Raw genomic sequence first — 19,878 nt, forward strand, 5'->3', positions numbered from 1 at the left:
TGTTTCGTGCGGGGACGGGGCCTCAGTTGTTGTCGGGCGAGAAGCCGATCGTCCGTCGCGTGGTCACCGGAGCAGGCACCGGTTCGAAACGCCAGCGGCGCACGGCGGTGAGCGCCTCGCGGTCGAAGGTGCGCGGCGGATCGGCGCGCACCACGCGCGCATTGACCACGGAGCCGTCGACCCCGACGGTGAACTCCACCTGCACCTCGCCCGAGGTGCCCGAACGCAGGGCTTCCTGCGGATACCGCGGCGCGGGCGTGCTCAGCGGGCGCAGCTGCGCGGCGGCCTGCGCCGGGGCGGGCGCCGGCGTCGGCGCGGCCGCCTGGCGCGCGGCCTCCTGCTGGGCGGCCTCGCGACGCGCCGCTTCCTGACGCGCCGCCTCCTGGCGTGCGGTCTCCTCGCGCGCGGCCTGTTCGGCGGCGGCCTGCTGCTGTTGCGCCAGCTGCTGGGCGGCGGCGGCCTGTTGCTGCTGCTGTTGCTGGGCGCGGTCGCGCTCGAGCTGCTGCTGGCGCTGCGCTTCCTGCTCGGCCGTGAGCTGCTGCTGTTCGGTCTTGCGTGCCAGCTGTTCTTCGGCGGCCGTGATGCTCGCGCGCAGACGCTCCAGTGCCGGATGGCTGGCGTCGGTCCGCTCGATCAGCCCCAGCAGTCGACGCGCTTCCGCGAAGTCGGCGCGGTCACGGCTCTGCTCGGTCGCGATGACGGTCATCGGCAGCAGATCGATCAGGGCGCTCGAGGCCGCCGGATCGCCGGCTTCCTTCTCGCGCACCGCGAGGTAGTACTCCATCGCGTTCTGGCCGGCCGGCGAGTAGAGCCGGCTTTCCTGGTAGGCGGCCGTGGCGGCGGTACGCAGTTCGTCGAGTGACAGTCCCGCGATCGCATCATCGGCCGCCTGCTGCTGGCGCGCGGCCTGCTCGGCCGCCTGCTGGGTGACCGCGGCCGGCTCGCCACCGGCCGCCGCGGGCGTGGCCGCGTCGTCCTGGCTGCCGCAGGCGGTGAGCGCGACCGCGACACAGAGCGCCGCAGCCAGACGTGCCCGCGACGACCGGGCGGGCGTCGAATGCTTCGAGACCATCATCTTTCCCCAAGGATGCATGTCTGCAAGATTGCGTAGGACGCGGCAGCAGCGACGATTTGTCAACCTTTGTCTGCCTGTACGCCGGGTGACGGCGCCATGTCGGGTGGCGGATCCGTGCCGCAGTTCACGCTCCTGAGCGCCCGCCGGGCGGTCATTTGCCGATGCAGAAGCTCGAGAAGATGTGGCCGAGCAGATCGTCCGCACCGACCCGCCCGGTGATCGTGCCGATCGCATCATGGGCCACGCGCAGCGCCTCGGCGGTCAGTTCCAGGGCCTCGCCGCGAAGCGTGGCGCCGGCATCGTCCAGCGCGGCCGCCGCGTCGCGCAGCGCGTCGACATGGCGCTGGCGCGCGGTGAAGGCGCCTTCGCTGGCGGCCCCGGCACCGAGCCGGCGCTGCAGCGCAGCGCGCAGCGCGTCGAGCCCCGCGCCGGTGCGGGCGGAGACCGCCAGCGCGTCGTCCGGGACCTGCCGCCCGGACGCGAGGTCGATCTTGTTGTGGACGAGGAGCCGGTCACCGACGGCGGCCACGTCGTCGGCGACGGCCGCCAGGCCGCCTGCCGGATCGCGCGCGTCCACGACCACCAGTGCGAGATCGGCGCGCTGGAGTTCGGCCCGGGCGCGGCGCATGCCTTCGCGTTCGATCGCATCGCCGGCCTCGCGCAGGCCGGCGGTGTCGACGAGGGTGAGTTCGGCCCCGTCGATGCGCAGCGTTTCCTGCAGCAGATCGCGGGTGGTGCCGGCGATGTCGGTGACGATCGCGCGCTCGCTGCCCGCCAGGGCATTGAGCAGCGAGCTCTTGCCCGCGTTGGGCGGCCCGACGATCACCACGTGCAGACCGTCGCGCAGTTTGCGGCCGCGTTCGGCCTCCTGTTCGAGCGTGGCCACGGCGTCGGCCACGCGGGCGATGCGGCGGGCGACCTCGTCGCCGCCGAGCGCGTCGATCGGTTCGTCGGAGAAGTCGATCATCGCCTCGACATGCACCCGCAAATGCAGCAGTTCGGCCGCGATCGCCTCGCAGCGTGCCGAGAACACGCCGTCGAGCGACCTGCGCGCCGCCCGCGCCGCCCGCAGGTCGCCGGCGGCGATCAGATCGGCCACCGCCTCGGCCTGGGCGAGATCGAGCCGGCCGTTGAGAAAGGCGCGTTCACTGAATTCGCCGGGTCGGGCAAGCCGGGCACCGAGTGCGCGGCAGCGCGCCAGCAGCTGCTGCAGCACGACCGGACTGCCGTGCGCCTGCAGTTCGACGACGTCCTCGCCGGTGTAGCTCGCCGGCGCCGCGAACAGCAGCGCCAGCCCGTCGTCGATGACCGCACCGTCCTGCTCGCGGAAGCGCACGTAGTGGGCCTGACGGGGCCGGAGCGTGCGTGCGCAGACGGTGCCGGCGATCACGTGCGCCTGCGGTCCCGAGAGGCGCACGATGCCGACGCCGCCGGCCCCCGCGGGCGTGGCGATGGCGACGATGGTGTCGGCGGCGTGCGTGGATCCGGGCATCGGCGGGATTCTGCCTGAACGCACGAGCCCGCCAATCGGCGGGCTCGTGACGGAATCGTGCGCAGTGACGATCAGGCCTTGGCGGGCGCCGGCGCCTCGCTGTAGCGGCGGATCATCCACCACTGCTGCAGCAGGCCGAGGCCGCCGTTGGTGACCCAGTACAGCACCAGACCGGACGGGAAGAAGATCATGATCGCGCCGAACACCAGCGGCATCAGCTGCATGATCTTCTGCTGCATCGGATCCATGCCGACCATCGGCGTGAGCTTCTGCGTGCCCCACATGATCGCGATGTTGAGCACCGGGAGGATGAAGTAGGGATCACGTGCGGTCAGATCCTGGATCCACAGCATCCACGGCGCATGGCGCAGTTCCACCGATTCCAGCAGCACCCAGTACAGCGCGAAGAACACCGGCATCTGCAGCAGCACCGGCAGGCAGCCGCCGATCGGATTGATCTTCTCCTTCTTGTAGAGCTCCATCATCGCCATCTGGAACTTCTGGCGATCGTCCCCGTAGCGCTCCTTGAGCTGGGCGATGCGCGGCTGGAACTTGCGCATCTTCGCCATCGACTTGTACTGCGCGACCGACAGCGGGTACAGCGCCAGCTTCACCAGCAGCACCAGGCCGATGATGGCCCAGCCCCAGTTGCCGATCAGGCCGTGCAGCTTGGCGAGAATCCAGAACAGGCCTTCGCCGAGCATCGCGAAGATCGAGAAGCGGCTGTAGTCGACGACGCGGTCGAGCCCGCGGACGCCCTGGGCCTGGATCAGGTCGACCTGCTTGGGGCCGACCCACAGGCGCGCACTGGTCGCGACCTGCTGGCCGGGCGCCACCGCGACCGGCGCGCCGAGTTCGCGGATCAGGTACCGCGGCACGCCGGTGCTGCGGTCGACCTGCATCGAGATCTCGCCGGTGTCGTCCGGACGCGGAATCCACGCGCTGAAGAAATGATGCTGGACCATCGCGATCCAGACCTGGCGGTCGCGCGCATTGAGCGGACCGTCGCTTTCGAAGTCACCGAGCTGGCGGCGGCCGTAGCCGATCTCGCTGCCGAACCAGGTTGCGCCGGTCAGGCTGTAGGACTCCGGATTGGTCATGCCGCGCTTGACCGCGGGTGCGCTGCGGATCAGCTGGCGATAGGGAAAGCCCTGCCAGGCGGCGGAGCCGCCGTTGACGACCTCGTCGCGGACCTCGATCGCGTAGTCGCCTCGGGTCAGCACGACGCTGCGACGGATGGTCACGCCGTCGGCGCCCGTCCACACGAACGGGACCACCAGGGTGTTCTCGCCCTCGGCGAGGGTGGCCGAGGTGACGCCGCCTTCGGGCACGAAGGCCCCCTCGTGACTCGGCGCGGCATTGTTGCCGCTGACCCAGCCGCTCTGCGCGGCATAGAAATGCGCCGGATCGGTGTCGAACATGCGCACCGGCGGCGCGCCGTCGTCGCGGGTCTGCGGATAGGCCAGCAGGTCGGCCTGCACCACGTTGCCGCCCTCGAGCACCAACCGCAGCACATCGGTCTGCACGACGACCTGGCGCGTCGCCGCGGCCGCATCGGCCGTGGGCGTCGCGGCCGAGACCGCCGGCACCGGCGCCGCATCGGTCGGGGCCGTCGGCACCGCCGCCGAGTTCACCTGGGGCGTGGGCACGGTGGCCGACGACGACGCCGTCTGCGCGGCACTGGTCTGCGGCTGGGCGGCGGCGGTCTTTTCCTTGCCCCACTCCATCCACAGCAACACGGCCACCATCAGCCAGGCGAGGATCAGGAAGGTACGGATCTGGTTCATCGGACAGGCAGGCTCAAGCGCCGGGCGGGGCCGGCGTAGGGGATATCGGGGAGGCGGGCATTGTGCCGTCCGGGGCGTCGAGCGGCAACGCGCGTGCCCGGCGAAGCGCCGCCAGGAAGGCCGCGCGCAGGGTCGCGCCATCGGCGGCGGCGGCGGCGGGACGGGCGACGACCACATAGCTGCCCGGCGCCAGCTGCGGTCGCAGATGGCGGAACGTCTCGCGCAGCACGCGCTTGATGCGGTTGCGGCCGACCGCGCGTCGGTCGACCTTGCGCGACACCGCCAGCCCCAGACGCGCCGGCCCCGGCTCGCGCAGAAGATGGACCGCCAGCAGCGGCGAAGCGGTGCGCTTCGCGTCGGCGAAGACGCGATCGAAATCGGCACGCACGCGAACACGCACGTGCCGCGGGAAACCGGCACGTGCGTTCATGGAGCGGGCGCGATTCGGCAGGTGAGCAGGACGATGCAGCTCACCGGCCCGGCGGGATCAGGCCGAGAGGACCTTGCGGCCCTTCGCGCGGCGACGCGCGAGAATCTTGCGACCGTCGGCCGTCTTCATGCGGGCACGGAAGCCGTGGTCGCGCTTGCGCTTGAGGTTGCTGGGTTGATAGGTGCGCTTGGTAGCCATGGTGATGCCTTTGGGCAACGCGACAAAAAGGAACCGGAAATTCTAGCGGCGCCGCCCTCGCCCGGTCAAGCCGGCGTGACGGCCGGTGCCGCAGGCCCGCCGCCGCTCCGGGCCGGCGTCCGGCGGCTGCATGGTAGTCTGCCTGCCCTTCTCCCGGTGCCGGTCACCGCGCTCCGGCGTGGCGGTACCCGCTTTGTCGAATTCGCGAATGATGGATGTCTGGCCCCGCTGCCTCCAACGCCTCGAAGCCGAGTTTCCGGCCGAGGATGTCCACACCTGGCTCAAGCCGCTGCAGGCCCGCGCCGACGCCAACAGCACGGTGCTCTACGCGCCGAATGCGTTCGTCCGCGACGAGGTCCAGGCCCGCTACATGCCGCGGATCCGCGAGCTGCTGGAGCATTTCGCCGGCACCGCCGACGTCAGCCTGCAGGTGGGCTCGCTGCCGCGTGCCGCGGCGCCCGCGGCTCCGGTGACCGCGGCCGATCTGCGCCCGGCAACGGCCGCGCCGATCGAGGCCTTCGCCGGCAACATGGACAGCCATTACACCTTCGACAATTTCGTCGAAGGCCGCAGCAACCAGATGGGCCGCGCCGCCGCGTGGCAGGCCGCGCTCAAGCCCGGCGACCGCGCCCACAACCCGTTGCTGCTCTACGGCGGCACGGGCCTGGGCAAGACCCACCTGATGTTCGCCGCCGGCAACGAGATGCGGCGGCAGAATCCACACGCCCGCGTGCTGTACCTGCGCTCGGAGGAGTTCTACAGCGCGTTTTTCCGCTCGATCCAGGAAAAGACCTCGGACCAGTTCAAGCGCCAGTTCCGCCAGATCGACGCGCTGCTGATCGACGACATCCAGTTCTTCGCCGGCAAGGATCGCACCCAGGAAGAGTTCTTCCACACCTTCAATACGCTGTTCGACAGCAAGCAGCAGATCATCATGACCTGCGACCGCTATCCGCGTGAGGTCGAGGGCCTGGAGCCGCGCCTGAAGTCGCGTCTGGCCTGGGGCCTGTCGGTGGCCATCGATCCACCGGATTTCGAGACCCGCGCGGCGATCGTGCTGGCCAAGGCCGCCGAGCGCGGCACCCAAGTGCCCGACGACGTGGCCTTCCTGCTGGCCAAGAAGATGCATTCGAACGTGCGCGACCTCGAAGGCGCGCTCAATACGCTGGCCGCACGGGCGAACTTCATGGGCCGCGCGATCACCGTCGAGTTCGCCCAGGAAACGCTGCGCGATCTGCTGCGCGCCCAGCAGCAGGCGATCAGCATCGCCAACATCCAGAAAGTGGTCGCCGACTACTACGGTCTGCAGATCAAGGATCTGCTGTCCAAGCGCCGCACGCGCTCGCTGGCGCGCCCCCGACAGGTGGCGATGGCGCTGGCCAAGGAGCTGACCGAACACAGCCTGCCGGAGATCGGAGACGCGTTCGCAGGACGTGACCACACGACCGTGCTGCATGCCTGCCGGCAGATCCGCACCCTGATCGAGAGTGACGGCAAATTGCGCGAGGACTGGGACAAGCTCATCCGCAAGCTCAGCGAGTAAGCTGCGCACAATCCGGGCGTGTACAACACCGGGACGGCACGTGCACAGGGTGTGGACAAGTTCGAGCGGTCAAAACTGTCCACAGGTTCATCCCCTGCTGCCACCCCCACTGTCCACCGGGTTTGACGGTCCCAAATTGCTTTTCAAATCAGTGGTTTGAAGTAGATATCACCCGATTTTGGCATCACCCAGCTCCACCATTTTTAGATTTATATCCTTTCGTTAAAAGCACGGACCAAGGGGATAACACCGACATGCGTTTCAGTCTGCAACGCGAAACTCTGCTGAAGCCGCTGGCTCAGGTCGTCAATGTCGTCGAACGCCGGCAGACCCTGCCCGTGCTGGCCAACCTGCTGGTACAGGTCTCCGACGGCCAGCTCTCGCTGACCGGTACCGACCTCGAGGTCGAAATGGTCTCGCGCCGCGCGGTCGACGACGCCCAGGACGGCGAGACCACGATTCCGGCGCGCAAGCTGTTCGACATCGTTCGCGCCCTGCCCGACGGCAGCAAGGTCGGCATCTCGCAGTCGGGCGACAAGATCACCGTGCAGGCGGGCCGCAGCCGTTTCACGCTGTCGAGCCTTCCGGCCGGTGACTTCCCCTCGGTCGACGAGGTCGAGGCCACCGAAACGATCGCCGTGCCCGAGGCCGCGCTGAAGGAACTGATCGAGCGCACCGCGTTCGCAATGGCCCAGCAGGACGTGCGCTATTACCTCAACGGCCTGCTGTTCGATCTCGGCGATACGCGCCTGCGCTGCGTCGCCACCGACGGCCACCGCCTGGCCCTGTGCGAGACCACGCTGGATACGGCCGTGCAGAGCAAGCGCCAGATCATCCTGCCGCGCAAGGGCGTGACCGAGCTGCAGCGCCTGCTCGAAGGCGGCGACAAGACGCTGGAACTCGAAATCGGGCGCAACCATCTGCGGGTCAAGCGCGACGATGTCACCTTCACCAGCAAGCTGATCGACGGCCGCTTCCCCGACTACGAGGCAGTGATTCCGATCGGCGCCGACCGCGAGGTCACGATCGACCGTGAACTGCTGCGCGCCGCATTGCAGCGCGTGGCGATTCTCTCGAACGAGAAATACCGCGGCGTGCGCATGGAGGTGTCTCCGGGCCTGTTGCGCATCAACGCGCACAATCCGGAGCAGGAAGAGGCGCAGGAGGAAGTCGAGGCCGACACCAAGGTCGACGAACTCGCCGTGGGCTTCAACGTGAATTACCTGCTGGACGCGCTGACCGCGTTGCGCGGCGAGCAGGTGGTCATCAAGCTCCGCGATGCCAACTCGTCGGCCCTGGTGCGCGAGGCGGCGGACGAGCGCAGCCGGCACGTGGTCATGCCGTTGCGTCTCTGACCATGGTCGCCGGAGCGCCGTCTCCGGGTATGTTTCACGTGGAACACGACGCCCGGCCCGCCCGGGCGTCGTCCGTTTTCATACCGGGATTGCCGTGCAACTGAACCGCCTCGACATCCGTGATCTGCGCAACCTGGCCGATGTCCGGCTGAGCCCGGGACCGGGACTCAACCTCCTGCTCGGCGACAACGGGGCCGGCAAGAGCAGCGTGCTCGAGGGTCTGCATCTGCTGGCTTATGGACGAAGCTTCCGTGGCCGTGTGCGCGATGGCCTCGTGCGCAGTGGCCGGCCCGCGCTCGAGGTCTATGCCGAGTGGACCGAAGGAGCGGATGCCGAGCGCACTCGGCGCGCAGGGCTGCGCCACAGCGGGCAGGACTGGGACGGGCGGCTGGACGGTGTCGACGTCCAGCAACTGGGCGTGCTGTGCGCCGCGCTGATGGTGGTGACGTTCGAGCCGGGCAGCCACGCCTTGGTGTCGGGCAGCAGCGAGGTCCGGCGGCGGTTTCTGGACTGGGGCTTGTTCCACGTGGAACAGGATTTCCTGCCGCAGTGGCGGCGGTATGCCCGCGCCCTCCGGCAGCGCAATGCCTTGCTCAAGGCGGGCGCCGGGACGCGGCAGCTCGATGCGTGGGATCTGGAACTGGCCGATGCGGCCGGTCCGCTCGACCGTCGGCGGGAGGCCTATCTGGCCCGGTTGCAGATCGCGGTCCACGCCGTGGCCGCGGTGGTGGCCCCGTCACTCGGGCGTCCTGAGCTGGTCTTCCAGCCCGGGTGGCGCCGCGCCGACCTCTCGCTGGCCGACGCGCTGCTCGTGGCGCGCGAGCGCGACCGCTCGGCCGGGCACACCAGCGTGGGTCCGCATCGGGCCGACTGGCGGATCCGCTTCGATGCGCGCCCGGAACAGGCCTTGTTGTCGCGCGGTCAGGCGAAGCAGGCGGCCCTGTGCTGTCTGCTCGCGCAGGCCCACGACTGTGCGGACCGTCGCGGGGGACAGTGGCCGGTGATGGCCCTGGACGACCTCGCGTCCGAACTCGACCGGCACCATCAGGCGCAGCTTCTCGAATTCCTGCACGCGGCGGGTGCCCAGGTGCTGATCACCGGGACCGAGCGGCCTCCGCACTGGCCGGACGCGCCATTGGCGAATGCCACGATGTTTCACGTGGAACACGGCCAGTTCCACCGCCTCTGATGCGCTGTTTCACGTGGAACATCCCGCGCCGCCCGCCCGGCAGGCCGGGCGGCCGCGGATGGTATGATCGGACCACTCCCTTTCGCCCTCCAGCACCCGGCCCCGCCGGTTCGTGCGGGGGCAGCAGCTGACGGTTCCGAATGAGCGACGAACACCAGACCGGTTCCACCCCCGCGCCTGCGAACGGCAACTACGACGCGAACAGCATCACCGCGCTGGAAGGCCTGGAGGCCGTCCGCAAGCGTCCGGGCATGTACATCGGCGACGTGCACGACGGCACCGGCCTGCACCACATGGTGTTCGAGGTCGTCGACAACTCGATCGACGAGGCCCTCGCCGGTCATGCGGACCACGTCGCGGTCACCATCCACGCGGACGGCTCGGTGTCGGTGTCCGACAACGGGCGCGGCATTCCGGTCGGCAAGCACGCGCAGATGAGCGCCAAGCTCGGCCGCGAGGTCTCGGCGGCCGAGGTCGTCATGACCGTCCTGCATGCCGGCGGCAAGTTCGACGACAACAGCTACAAGGTGTCCGGCGGTCTGCACGGCGTCGGCGTCAGCGTCGTCAACGCGCTGTCGGAGAAGCTGGTGCTGGACGTGTTCCAGTCCGGCGCCCACTACCGGCAGACCTTCAGCAACGGCGCGGCGACCACGCCGCTGGAACAGGTGGAGTCGACCACCAAGCGCGGCACCACGCTGCGCTTCTGGCCCTCGGTGACGGCCTTCCACAACAACGTGGAGTTCCACTACGACATCCTCGCGCGGCGCCTGCGCGAGCTCTCGTTCCTCAACTCCGGCGTCAAGATCGTGCTCGTCGACGAGCGCGGCGACGGCCGACGCGACGATTTCCACTACGAAGGCGGCATCCGCAGCTTCGTCGAGCATCTGGCGCAGTTGAAGAACCCGCTGCACCCGCACGTGATCGCGGTGTCGGGCGAGCACAACGGCATCACCGTCGAGGTCGCGCTGCAGTGGACCGACTCCTACCAGGAGACGATGTACTGCTTCACCAACAACATCCCGCAGAAGGACGGCGGCACGCATCTGGCCGGCTTCCGCGGTGCGTTGACCCGCGGCCTGAGCAACTACATCGAGCAGAACGGCATCGCCAAACAGGCCAAGATCAGTCTGACCGGCGACGACATGCGCGAAGGCATGATCGCGGTGCTCTCGGTAAAGGTGCCCGACCCCAGCTTCTCCTCGCAGACCAAGGAAAAGCTGGTCAGCTCCGAAGTCCGCCCGGCCGTCGAAAACGCCTTCGGCGCGCGGCTCGAGGAGTTCCTGCAGGAGAACCCGAACGAAGCGCGCATCATCGCCGGCAAGATCGTCGATGCCGCGCGCGCACGCGAGGCGGCGCGCAAGGCCCGCGACCTCACCCGCCGCAAGGGCGCGCTCGACATCGCCGGCCTGCCCGGCAAGCTGGCCGACTGCCAGGAAAAGGATCCGGCGCTGTCGGAGCTGTTCATCGTCGAGGGTGACTCGGCCGGCGGCTCGGCCAAGCAGGGGCGCAACCGCAAGACCCAAGCGATCCTGCCGCTCAAGGGCAAGATCCTCAACGTCGAGCGCGCGCGCTTCGACCGCATGCTCGGCAGCGCGGAAGTGGGCACGCTGATCACCGCGCTCGGCACCGGCATCGGCAAGGACGAGTACAACCCGGACAAGCTGCGCTACCACCGCATCATCCTGATGACCGACGCCGACGTCGACGGCTCGCACATCCGCACGCTGCTGCTGACCTTCTTCTACCGCCAGATGCCGGAACTCATCGAGCGCGGCCACGTCTACATCGGCCTGCCGCCGCTGTACAAGATCAAGCAGGGCAAGAACGAGCTGTACATCAAGGACGACGCGGCGCTCGACGCCTATCTCGCCGGCAACGCCGTCGAGGGCGCCTATCTGGAGCCCGCAGCCGGCGCACCGCCGATCGAGGGCGTCGCCCTGGAGCGCCTGCTGCTGGATTTCGCCGCCGCGCGCGACGCCATCAGCCGCAATGCCCACCGCTACGATCCGGCCGTGCTCGAACTGCTGCTCGATGCCGCGCCGCTGGACGGCGATCCCGACACCGCCCGGCCGGCCCTGGCCGCGCTCGAGGCGCGACTCAACCAGAAGGGCCTCGGCCGTCCGCGCTACCGCTTCGGCATGCAGCCGGCCACCGAGGCACGCGGGCCGGTGCTCACGATCGATCGGCGGCACATGGGCCTCGACGTCACCCAGCTGCTGCCGCTGGCCGCACTGGAGACGGGCGAGCTGCGCGCGATCGGCGAGATCGCGCGAAAGCTGCACGATCTCGTCGGTCCGGGCGCGCAGATCGTGCGTGGCAATCGGGCCCAGCCCGTCAGCTCGTTCGCCGAGGCCCAGGCCTGGCTGCTCGAAGAAGCCAAGCGCGGTCGGCAGATCCAGCGCTTCAAGGGCCTGGGTGAAATGAACCCCGAGCAGCTGTGGGACACCACGGTGAATCCGGAAACCCGGCGCCTGCTGCAGGTGCGGATCGAGGACGCCGTGGCCGCGGACGAGATCTTCAGCACGCTGATGGGCGACGTGGTCGAGCCGCGTCGCGCCTTCATCGACGACAACGCGCTCAAGGTCGCGAATCTCGACGTCTGAGCCGCCGCCGAACGCCGCGCGCCTGTTGACGGCCCGTTAATCCGGGCCGTCTTACAAGAGTCGTCCTTGAACAGGGGACGATCGTCCATGAAAGCGCTCACTGCCGCACTCGCGACCGCGCTCGCCGTCGCCGGTTGTGCCACCACCACCTCGCCGACGGGGCGTACCCAGTACGTCGGCGCCGTGTCCCAGGCCGAACTCAACCGCATGGGCGAACAGGCCTTCGCCGAGACCAAGGCCAAGATGCGCCAGTCGCCGGACGCGAGGCAGCAGGCCTACGTGCGTTGCATCGTCAACGACATCGTGCGCGAACTACCGGCGAACTGGCAGCAGCTGAACTGGGAGTCGGTGGTGTTCGTCGACGAGAACCCGAATGCGTTCGCGCTTCCGGGCGGCAAGGTCGGCGTGCATACCGGCATCCTCAACGTCGCCCGCAACCAGGACCAGCTCGCGGCGGTCATCGCGCACGAGATCGGCCACGTGTACGCCAACCATCACGACGAACGCATCACCCGGCAGATGGGCGCGCAGGGTGCGCTCGGCGTCGCCGGGGCGTTGCTGGGATCGCGCTACGGCGAGGGCGCGCAGCAATCGACCAGCCAGCTCGGCGGTGCGGCGTTGCAGGCGACCTTCCTGCTGCCGGGCACGCGCACCCAGGAAACCGAGGCCGACGTCGTGGGCCAGGAACTGATGGCCAAGGCCGGATTCGACCCGCGCGCGGCGGTCGGACTGTGGCAGAACATGATCGCCGCCAGTGGCGGCAGCCGTCCGCCGCAGTGGCTGTCGACGCATCCCAATCCCGAGAACCGCATCAGCGAGCTTCAGGCGCGTGCGAACGCGCTGGTGCCGACCTACGAGCAGGCGCGCGCCGCCGGCAAGCGTCCCGCCTGCGGCTGAGCGCCCGCCGCCTCTCCCGGCGACGCATCCGCTCGTCCATAATCGACGTATTCCGTCTTTGCGGCCGCAGCGACGTGGCCGCGTCCGCCCAACGAGGTGTTCCGATGTCGAAGTTCCGTCTTTCCCACCCGGTGCTTGCCGGTGCGATCGCCACTGCATTGCTGGCGTTCGCCGCCCCGGCCGCGGTACACGCCCAGGACGCGGGCAGCGAGCGCGGCGATCGCAGCACGCGCGCCGACCGCAGCGCCCGTTCGAGCGAGCGCGGCGAGCGCCGCAGCTCGCGTCAGGCCCAGGCCGAGACGGCGCCGCGCTACCCGAACGCCACCCGCGAGGCGCCCGGCATTTCGGCCAGCCAGCGCCTGGCCAAGCAGCTCAACACGCTCTCGGAAGCCAACAACGAGCAGGACGCCGCGAAGGGCCTGCCGATCGCCGACGAGATCCTCGCCAACGAGCGCGCCAACCAGTACGACAAGTCGATCGCCGCGCTGCTCGCCGGTCAGCTGCTTCTCAACGACGACAACGACCGCGCGGTCGCGTATCTGCGGCAGGCGATCGATCTGGGGGGCCTCGACAACGACAACCACTTCCAGGCGATGCTGATCATCGCCCAGCTCCAGGCCCAGGAGCAGGACTACGAGGCCGCGCTCACGACGCTCGAGCGCTACCTCGCCGAGTCGGGTTCGACCGATCCCAAGGACCAGGCGCTCAAGGGCAACATGCTCTACCGTCTCGAGCGCTATCCCGAGGCGATCGCGGTGCTCAAGCCGCTGGTCGAGTCCGGTGGCGACGTCGATCCGCAGTGGACCCAGCTGCTGATGGGCGCCTATGCCGAATCCGGCAACACGGCCGAGGCCACCCGCATGGCCGAACAGGTCGCCCAGGCCACGCCGGGTGACAAGCGCTCGCAGATCAACCTCGCCGTGTCCTATCTGCAGACCGACCAGAACGACAAGGCGATCGAGGTGTTCGAGCGCCTGCGCAGCAGTGGCCAGCTGACCGAGGAAAACGAGTACCGCAATCTCTACGCGCTGTATCTCAACAGCGACAACAAGGAGCGCGAAGCCATCGCGGTCATCAACGACGGCCTCGAGAAGAACGTGCTCAAGCCCGACTACCGCACGATGTCCGCGCTCGGTCAGGCCTACTATTTCTCCGACCAGATCGGTCCGGCCATCGAGGCCTGGCAGAAGGCGGCGCCGCTGGCGGAGAACGGCGAGACGTATCTCAACCTCGCGCGCGTCTTGCACCAGGAAGGCCGCAGCGCCGAAGCGAAGGACGCCGCGCGTCAGGCGATCGCGAAGGGCCTGAAATCGAACACCGACGCCGAGCGCATCATCTCCTCGCGTTAAGGAAAAGTTGTATGTGCCACGGATGGTGCAGGCCGCTTATCTTGGTATAAGCTTTAGGGTTCCTGCCGCCCGGAAGCGCGGCAGGATCGACATCCCCACCGGGTTTCGCACCCCGGCCTCACCAGAGTTCTCCGCATGACGCTACGTTCGACGACGACCAACAGGAACGACGAAGACGAGGGCTTGAACTGGGCTCGCATCGCCGGCTTCACGATGGTGGTCGCGTTCCACGCCGCCGCGATCATGCTGCTGCTGGCGCCCGTGAATCCGCCGAACACTGCGCCTGACGAAGAGATGGCGACCCGCGTGGTCATCATCGAACCGCCGCCGCCGCCCCCGCCGCCGCCGCCGCCGCCGCCGGAACCGCCGAAGCCGCAGCCCATCAAGGAGCTGTCGCCTCCGCGACCGACACCGGTGCCACCGCCGCCGGAAGCGCCGCCGGTCGTGTTCGACGACCCGTCGCCGATGGACACCCCGGCTCCGCCGCCGGCGCCGCCCGCACCGCCGGCTGCCGTCGCCGACATCGGCGCCAGCGTCGACATCTCGTCGAAGAACATGAACCCGCCTCGCTACCCGCCCGCCGCCGCGCGCGCGCAGATCGAAGGCACGGTCATCCTGGTCATCGATGTCGATGCCAACGGCAACGTGACCAACGTGTCGGTCGAGAAGTCCAGCCGTAACCGTGATCTCGACCGCGCCGCGATCGAAGCCGCACGCCGCTGGTCGTTCTCGCCCGCGATGCAGAACGGCAAGCCGGCCGCTGGCCGCGTGCGTGTTCCGGTCGACTTCAGCCTGAGCTGATCGGCCACGTCACACCCGATACCTGGCGTCCCGCGTGGACGCCCGCTTGACCCGCGTCAAACGTTCCACTCTTCAAACCACTAAATCTAGAAGGTACGCGTCATGCTGCAGGAAACCACCAACGCCGCTGTGTCCAATGCTGCAGGTCTGTCGCAGATGGGCTTTGCTGACATGATCGAGCACATGGACGCGGTCAACTGGACCGTGCTCATCGTGCTGATCATCATGTCCGCGATGTCGATCTTCTGGATCATCTTCAACGCGATCAAGAATGCACGTCTGCGCGGCAGCTCGGACCGCGTGATCAACACGTTCTGGGAAACCCCGAACGCTCAGGACGCGATCCGCTTCATGGAAGAGCAGCCCAAGAGCGAGCCCTTCTCGAAGGTCGCCCTCGATGCGGCCCAGGCGGCGGCCCACCACCAGCGTCATGAAGGTTCGCGTCTGGTCGAGTCGCTGAACCGTTCGGAGTTCGTCGATCGCGCCCTGCGTCAGGCCGTGACCCGCGAATCGCTGAAGCTCGAAGATGGTCTGACCCTGCTCGCGACCGTCGGTGCGACCGCGCCGTTCGTGGGTCTGCTGGGTACGGTGTGGGGCATCTACCGCGCCCTGATCCGTATCGGTGCCAGCGGCCAGGCCGACATCGGTGCGGTGGCGGGTCCGGTCGGCGAGGCGCTGATCATGACCGCGATCGGTCTGGGCGTCGCGATCCCGGCGGTGCTGGGCTACAACTTCTTCGTGCGCATCAACCGCGGCCTCAACAACAAGCTCGACACCTTCGCGCACGACCTGCACGACTTCTTCGCGACCGGTTCGCGCGTGGGCGACGTTGCTCCGCCGGCGGCCAAGGTCTAATCAAGAACGTCTCGTAGCAGTCAGCGACAACGGAGTTTCGATATGGCTTTCAGCTCAGGTGGTGGCAACGACAAGGTCAACGCCACGATCAACATCGTCCCGCTTGTCGACGTCATGCTGGTGCTGCTGATCATCTTCATGGTCACGGCACCGCTGATGGCGCACAAGGTGCAGGTCGAACTCCCGGAGGCCAATCTCGACGAACGGCCGGAAAATCTGCCCGGTGTGCCGCTCACCGTAGCGGTCACCGAATCGGGCGAGATCTTCCTCAACGACGAGCCGGTCACGCTCCAGTTGCTGGAGAGCACGTTCTCGGTCGAAGCGCAGAAGACGCCGCAGCCGCCGGTCAACATCCGTGGCGACGCGACGACGAAGTACCGAACGATCAATGACGTGGTCAACGTTGCGCAGGCCCAGGGCATGCGCAAGGTCGGCTTCATCGCGACGACCGAAGTCAGGTAACCGGAGCAACACGCATGGCATTCTCATCCGGTGGCGAAGGCCCGATGGCCGACATCAACATCATTCCGCTCTGCGACGTGATGTTGGTGCTGCTGATCATCTTCATGGTGACTGCGCCCAAGGCCTCCTATCCGATCGATATCGATCTTCCCCAGCGCTCGACGCAGCAGCCCGATAATCCGGTAGAACCACCGGAACCGATCCGGCTGCGCATCGACGGCTCGGGCCAGATCTTCTGGAACGACAGCCCGACGCCGATCTCGGCGCTGCGCAACATGATGGAATCGGAAGTCCAGCGCGATCCGACCAACCAGCCGACGCTCGAGATCGACACGAACGCCGATGCCGATTACGGCGTGCTGGCCAAGGTCTTGGCCGAGGCCAAGAACGCGCAGATGCAGAAGATCGGCTTCGTACGGCAGTAACGCATCAACCGTCGGTGCGGGCCTGCAGCACGCACGACGCGCAACTGATGGATTTGAACGCCGCCTACGGGCGGCGTTTTTTTGTTCGGCGCGTCGCGGCGACGGGCCGCGCGGTTGTTCCAGGCGCCGCCATGTCGAAGCCGCGCTCGTGCTGTCATCGTGCTGGGTGGATGCGGAGCGACGCAGGGCGGTCTTCGAACGCGACCGCTACCGCGCTCCGGATCGCAACTCGCCGCGTGGATGCCGCCGCATACCGGGGGCAACCCGGCTCCGGCCCGCCGACATGCGCCATATCCGCGCGCCCGCGGGACGTGGCGTCTCGAAAGCGCGGACCAGGCCGACCCGGTACGGACGCGAGCGGCGGTGCGCCCGTTGCCCCTTTCCGTCTCGGCGGGCGTCGCGGCCAGGACCGACGCGCCCGTGCGTCGACCACGTCTCAGGTCCTGCACTCGATCTCCCGGCGCTGGACATCGCCGTGAGCTGGCTCAGCACTGCGTGCGGGCCTCGTGGTCTCGGAGCGCGGTGAGCGAAACCACCGCGGCATGACGCTGGTCCGGACCATCGCCGTGACCTGGCTCGGCACTGCGTGCCGGCCCTCGTCGTCTCGGAGCGCGGTGACCGGACCGCCGGCGGCGTGACGCTGGCGATGCCGCCGAGATGCGATGACCCCGCGTCGACTTCGCACGCCCACGACGACGGGCCGGCGGGCGCTAGCCGGTCGAGGTGCGGTCGACGATGCGGACATAGCGCCGTACGGTCGTATCGAGACCGTCGTACAGCGCTTCGTCGATCAGGGCGTGACCGATCGAGACCTCGTCGACGCGCCCGAGCGCATCGAGAAACGCCGCCAGATTCGTCTGACTCAGGTCGTGACCCGCATTGACACCGAGACCCGCGCGACGCGCGCGCTCGGTCGTCGCGACGAATGCGGGCAGCACCGTCTGCGGCACGCCGGCGGCGAACGCGTCGGCCCAGGGGCCTGTGTACAGCTCGATACGATCGGCGCCGATCGCCCGGGCGGCCTCGACATCGCTGCCGGCATCGGCGAACAGACTGACCCGACACCCGAGCTGCTTGAACCTGTCCACCAGCGGCGACAGCGCGGCCGCATCGCGCGCGAAGTCGAAGCCGTGATCCGAGGTCAGCTGGCCGTCGCCGTCGGGCACCAGGGTGACCTGGGCGGGGCGCGCCTGTTCGCACAGCGCGAGCAAGCCGGGATAGCCCGGGCGCGGCGGCGCGAACGGATTGCCTTCGATGTTGAACTCGATGCCGCGCGACGCCGTCAGCGCCGCGAGCGCGTGGACGTCGGGGGTGCGGATGTGCCGACCGTCGGGCCGGGGATGCACGGTGATGCCATGGGCGCCGGCGTCCAGGCAGACCTTGGCCGCGCGGCCGACATCCGGGGCATCGCCGCCACGCGAATTGCGCAGCACCGCGATCTTGTTGAGATTGACACTGAGCCGCGTCATGCGTGCGCGCCGCGCGGGCCGTCCTGCCACGACATCATGCTCAACGCGGATCGTGCGTCGCCGGATCCGACGGCGGTTGCGCTGCGGCGCGGCGCGCCTCGGCCTGCTCGCGCAGGCGACGCAGCTCCGCGGGGTCGACCATCATCGCCTCGCTCCGGCTCTGGTTGCCGACGCGCTGGGCCAGCAGGCCGAGTACGCCGATGACGATGAACACCAGCGCGAGCAGCAGCGCGATCGCGGCCAGGGCGACCGACGTGGTGGAGAACGCGAGCACGAGCGCACCGAGTGCGAGCAGCAGGAACAGCCAGGGCATGCAACGGACTCCGCCGGACGTCGGCGCAGTCTAAACCAGTGCATCGCCGCGCGTGGCACCCCGGCCGCCCCTTCCGTCGGTCGTCCGCTCCCAGTCGTCGGAGGACGTGGCCTGCGTGGGCGGACGTCAGCTCAGAGCAGCGGCGAGCACAAGCGCGCCAGAGCCTCGGGTAGACGCGCCGTCAGCAGCGGCCGCGGCCGCCCGCGGTGCACGCGCGGCGCATGCGCGAATTCGCTTTCGATCAGGCGCGCGAGGCGCACGGCAATGTCCGCGTCGTCGAACAGCACCGACAACTCGAAGTTCAGCCGGAAGCTGCGGTGGTCGAAATTGGCACTGCCGATGATCGCCAGGTGGTCGTCCACCAGCAGCGATTTGCTGTGCAGCATGCGCGAGCGGTACTCGTAGACCTTGACGCCGGCGACCAGCAGTTGCCCGAAGTAGGAACGCGCCGCGAGCGTGACCAGCCACGAATCGCTGACCCGCGGCACCAGCAGGCGCACGTCGAGACCGGAGAGCGCGGCCGAGGTGAGCGCCATCATCGCGGCCTCGCCCGGCACGAAATAGGGCGTGGTCATCCACACCCGCTCGCGCGCGGCGTGGATCGCGCCGACGTGTGCGCGGTGGATCGCCTCCCAGGTCGAGTCGGGGCCGGAGGTGAGGATCTGGGTGCGCACCGGCCCGGCATCGGCGGGCGGCGTCTGCTGCTCGACCTCGGCGAGAAAATCGCGGCGGCCGGTGGCGTAGGCCCAGTCCTCGGCGAACACCAGCTGCAGCACGCGTACCGATTTGCCGGTCATGCGCAGATGCAGGTCGCGGTAGGCGTCCGTGCGCAGGCGCTCGTCCTGCTCGTCGGTGATGTTCATGCCGCCGGTGTAGCCGATCCGCCCGTCGATCACGACGATCTTGCGGTGCGTCCTCAGGTTGGTCCACGGCCGCTGCCAGATGCGGCCGAAACGCATCGGATGGAACCAGGCGATCTCGCCGCCGGCATCGAGCAGCGGCGCGAAAAACCGGCGCGACGCGCCCGAGCCGACGAAGTCCATCAGCAGGCGCACGCGCACGCCCGCACGCGCACGTTCGACCAGGGCGTCGCGCAGCGCGGCGCCGGTGCGGTCCGGTTCGTAGATGTAGTACTCGAGATGGACATGGTGCTCGGCGTGCGCGATGTCGCCGAGCAGCGCGTCGTACTTCGCCGCGCCGTCGACCAGAAGATCGACCTGCGCCGACGAGGTCACCGGCAGGCCGGTCGTGGCCTGTGCCAGGCGCACGAGTTCGGCGGCTTCGCCGTCCTCGGCGTCCAGTGCCGAGTTCTGCATCGCGGCGCGACTGCGACTGCGACGCAGGCGGTTGCGGCGGATCTTCTGCGGACCGAAGACGTGATAGATCAGAAAGCCCAGGTAGGGCAGCAGCGCCAGGCCCAGCAGCCAGCTCAGCGTCGCCACCGGCTCGCGCTTCTGCAGCACGATCCAGCCGCCCAGCACCACCAGATACAACAGCCAGCCGCCGACCAGCACGGCGAGCAGGTGCGGGGTGGTCGCGAGCGCCTCCCAGGCGCGCTGCACGGCTTCGAACATGACGGACTCGGTCGGGGCGCCGATCGCGCCGTGCACAGGGTAGCGGCGCGGCACGCGGCCA

At 68.7% G+C, this 19,878-nt stretch carries 18 protein-coding genes; 10 read left to right on the plus strand and 8 right to left on the minus strand.

What is annotated here, in order from left to right; genetic code table 11:
* Window positions 1-22: 22 nt before the first annotated feature.
* From PQS31_RS08500 to rpmH, 5 genes are all read right to left on the minus strand, one after another.
* Entirely contained in the window at window positions 23-1,093 is a 1,071-nt protein-coding gene (locus PQS31_RS08500) for an energy transducer TonB (RefSeq protein WP_272762277.1), read from the minus strand.
* A gap of 133 nt (window positions 1,094-1,226) precedes the next feature.
* On the minus strand, window positions 1,227-2,567 hold the full coding sequence (mnmE, locus tag PQS31_RS08505; protein ID WP_272762278.1) for a tRNA uridine-5-carboxymethylaminomethyl(34) synthesis GTPase MnmE: 1,341 nt from the start codon (window positions 2,565-2,567) through the stop codon (window positions 1,227-1,229).
* Between the two features lie 71 nt (window positions 2,568-2,638).
* A complete protein-coding gene (gene yidC, locus PQS31_RS08510; RefSeq protein WP_272762279.1) occupies window positions 2,639-4,354 on the minus strand; it encodes a membrane protein insertase YidC in 1,716 nt (571 codons plus the stop codon).
* Window positions 4,355-4,367: 13 nt separating this feature from the next.
* Window positions 4,368-4,784 carry a ribonuclease P protein component gene (gene rnpA / locus PQS31_RS08515; protein ID WP_272762280.1) on the minus strand — a complete coding sequence of 139 codons (417 nt, stop codon included), beginning with the start codon at window positions 4,782-4,784 and terminating at the stop codon, window positions 4,368-4,370.
* Window positions 4,785-4,841: 57 nt separating this feature from the next.
* Window positions 4,842-4,982, minus strand: coding sequence for a 50S ribosomal protein L34 (gene rpmH, locus PQS31_RS08520; RefSeq protein ID WP_076585856.1), 141 nt, complete (start codon window positions 4,980-4,982; stop codon window positions 4,842-4,844).
* Window positions 4,983-5,193: 211 nt separating this feature from the next.
* Here rpmH and dnaA point away from each other — a divergent pair, with 211 nt between their 5' ends.
* The 10 genes from dnaA (at window position 5,194) to PQS31_RS08570 (ending at window position 16,461) form a co-directional block, all read left to right on the plus strand.
* A complete protein-coding gene (gene dnaA / locus PQS31_RS08525) occupies window positions 5,194-6,525 on the plus strand; it encodes a chromosomal replication initiator protein DnaA (protein ID WP_272762281.1) in 1,332 nt (443 codons plus the stop codon).
* A 254-nt stretch (window positions 6,526-6,779) separates the two neighbouring features.
* Window positions 6,780-7,880, plus strand: coding sequence for a DNA polymerase III subunit beta (gene dnaN, locus PQS31_RS08530; RefSeq protein ID WP_272762282.1), 1,101 nt, complete (start codon window positions 6,780-6,782; stop codon window positions 7,878-7,880).
* Window positions 7,881-7,974: 94 nt separating this feature from the next.
* Window positions 7,975-9,069, plus strand: a complete 1,095-nt coding sequence (gene recF / locus PQS31_RS08535) for a DNA replication/repair protein RecF (protein ID WP_272762283.1) — start codon at window positions 7,975-7,977, stop codon at window positions 9,067-9,069.
* Window positions 9,070-9,209: 140 nt separating this feature from the next.
* The gene (gyrB, locus tag PQS31_RS08540; protein WP_272762284.1) at window positions 9,210-11,672 is read left to right on the plus strand and encodes a DNA topoisomerase (ATP-hydrolyzing) subunit B; all 2,463 of its coding nucleotides are present in this window, start codon (window positions 9,210-9,212) and stop codon (window positions 11,670-11,672) included.
* An 87-nt stretch (window positions 11,673-11,759) separates the two neighbouring features.
* Complete coding sequence (locus PQS31_RS08545) at window positions 11,760-12,569, plus strand: M48 family metallopeptidase (protein ID WP_272762285.1); 810 nt, start codon at window positions 11,760-11,762, stop codon at window positions 12,567-12,569.
* Between the two features lie 104 nt (window positions 12,570-12,673).
* Entirely contained in the window at window positions 12,674-13,918 is a 1,245-nt protein-coding gene (locus PQS31_RS08550; RefSeq protein WP_272762286.1) for a tetratricopeptide repeat protein, read from the plus strand.
* A 135-nt stretch (window positions 13,919-14,053) separates the two neighbouring features.
* Window positions 14,054-14,719 (plus strand): energy transducer TonB, encoded by a 666-nt coding sequence (locus tag PQS31_RS08555; protein WP_272762287.1) that lies wholly within the window; start codon window positions 14,054-14,056, stop codon window positions 14,717-14,719.
* Window positions 14,720-14,821: 102 nt separating this feature from the next.
* Window positions 14,822-15,574 carry a MotA/TolQ/ExbB proton channel family protein gene (locus PQS31_RS08560; protein ID WP_272762288.1) on the plus strand — a complete coding sequence of 251 codons (753 nt, stop codon included), beginning with the start codon at window positions 14,822-14,824 and terminating at the stop codon, window positions 15,572-15,574.
* Between the two features lie 42 nt (window positions 15,575-15,616).
* A complete protein-coding gene (locus PQS31_RS08565) occupies window positions 15,617-16,036 on the plus strand; it encodes a biopolymer transporter ExbD (protein ID WP_096209673.1) in 420 nt (139 codons plus the stop codon).
* A gap of 14 nt (window positions 16,037-16,050) precedes the next feature.
* Entirely contained in the window at window positions 16,051-16,461 is a 411-nt protein-coding gene (locus PQS31_RS08570; RefSeq protein ID WP_272762289.1) for a biopolymer transporter ExbD, read from the plus strand.
* Between the two features lie 710 nt (window positions 16,462-17,171).
* Here PQS31_RS08570 and PQS31_RS08575 read toward each other — a convergent pair.
* From PQS31_RS08575 to cls, 3 genes are all read right to left on the minus strand, one after another.
* Window positions 17,172-17,930 carry a pyridoxine 5'-phosphate synthase gene (locus tag PQS31_RS08575; RefSeq protein ID WP_272762290.1) on the minus strand — a complete coding sequence of 253 codons (759 nt, stop codon included), beginning with the start codon at window positions 17,928-17,930 and terminating at the stop codon, window positions 17,172-17,174.
* Window positions 17,931-17,970: 40 nt separating this feature from the next.
* Window positions 17,971-18,243, minus strand: a complete 273-nt coding sequence (locus PQS31_RS08580; RefSeq protein ID WP_272762291.1) for a hypothetical protein — start codon at window positions 18,241-18,243, stop codon at window positions 17,971-17,973.
* A gap of 131 nt (window positions 18,244-18,374) precedes the next feature.
* A complete protein-coding gene (gene cls, locus PQS31_RS08585; RefSeq protein WP_272762292.1) occupies window positions 18,375-19,817 on the minus strand; it encodes a cardiolipin synthase in 1,443 nt (480 codons plus the stop codon).
* Window positions 19,818-19,878 lie beyond the last annotated feature (61 nt).

This window comes from Luteimonas sp. BLCC-B24, assembly GCF_028550595.1.
GTDB lineage: Bacteria > Pseudomonadota > Gammaproteobacteria > Xanthomonadales > Xanthomonadaceae > Luteimonas.

What these genes read in the sequence shown, in the direction of transcription:
- yidC (WP_272762279.1), bottom strand. Translation starts at nt 4,354, where the DNA reads ATGAACCAGATCCGTACCTTCCTGATCCTCGCCTGGCTGATGGTGGCC.
- rpmH (WP_076585856.1), bottom strand. Translation starts at nt 4,982, where the DNA reads ATGGCTACCAAGCGCACCTATCAACCCAGCAACCTCAAGCGCAAGCGC.
- cls (WP_272762292.1), bottom strand. Translation starts at nt 19,817, where the DNA reads ATGTTCGAAGCCGTGCAGCGCGCCTGGGAGGCGCTCGCGACCACCCCG.
- dnaN (WP_272762282.1), top strand. Translation starts at nt 6,780, where the DNA reads ATGCGTTTCAGTCTGCAACGCGAAACTCTGCTGAAGCCGCTGGCTCAG.
- PQS31_RS08575 (WP_272762290.1), bottom strand. Translation starts at nt 17,930, where the DNA reads ATGACGCGGCTCAGTGTCAATCTCAACAAGATCGCGGTGCTGCGCAAT.
- PQS31_RS08545 (WP_272762285.1), top strand. Translation starts at nt 11,760, where the DNA reads ATGAAAGCGCTCACTGCCGCACTCGCGACCGCGCTCGCCGTCGCCGGT.
- PQS31_RS08550 (WP_272762286.1), top strand. Translation starts at nt 12,674, where the DNA reads ATGTCGAAGTTCCGTCTTTCCCACCCGGTGCTTGCCGGTGCGATCGCC.
- dnaA (WP_272762281.1), top strand. Translation starts at nt 5,194, where the DNA reads ATGGATGTCTGGCCCCGCTGCCTCCAACGCCTCGAAGCCGAGTTTCCG.
- PQS31_RS08570 (WP_272762289.1), top strand. Translation starts at nt 16,051, where the DNA reads ATGGCATTCTCATCCGGTGGCGAAGGCCCGATGGCCGACATCAACATC.
- rnpA (WP_272762280.1), bottom strand. Translation starts at nt 4,784, where the DNA reads ATGAACGCACGTGCCGGTTTCCCGCGGCACGTGCGTGTTCGCGTGCGT.
- PQS31_RS08580 (WP_272762291.1), bottom strand. Translation starts at nt 18,243, where the DNA reads ATGCCCTGGCTGTTCCTGCTGCTCGCACTCGGTGCGCTCGTGCTCGCG.
- PQS31_RS08555 (WP_272762287.1), top strand. Translation starts at nt 14,054, where the DNA reads ATGACGCTACGTTCGACGACGACCAACAGGAACGACGAAGACGAGGGC.
- PQS31_RS08560 (WP_272762288.1), top strand. Translation starts at nt 14,822, where the DNA reads ATGCTGCAGGAAACCACCAACGCCGCTGTGTCCAATGCTGCAGGTCTG.
- gyrB (WP_272762284.1), top strand. Translation starts at nt 9,210, where the DNA reads ATGAGCGACGAACACCAGACCGGTTCCACCCCCGCGCCTGCGAACGGC.
- mnmE (WP_272762278.1), bottom strand. Translation starts at nt 2,567, where the DNA reads ATGCCCGGATCCACGCACGCCGCCGACACCATCGTCGCCATCGCCACG.
- PQS31_RS08565 (WP_096209673.1), top strand. Translation starts at nt 15,617, where the DNA reads ATGGCTTTCAGCTCAGGTGGTGGCAACGACAAGGTCAACGCCACGATC.
- PQS31_RS08500 (WP_272762277.1), bottom strand. Translation starts at nt 1,093, where the DNA reads ATGCATCCTTGGGGAAAGATGATGGTCTCGAAGCATTCGACGCCCGCC.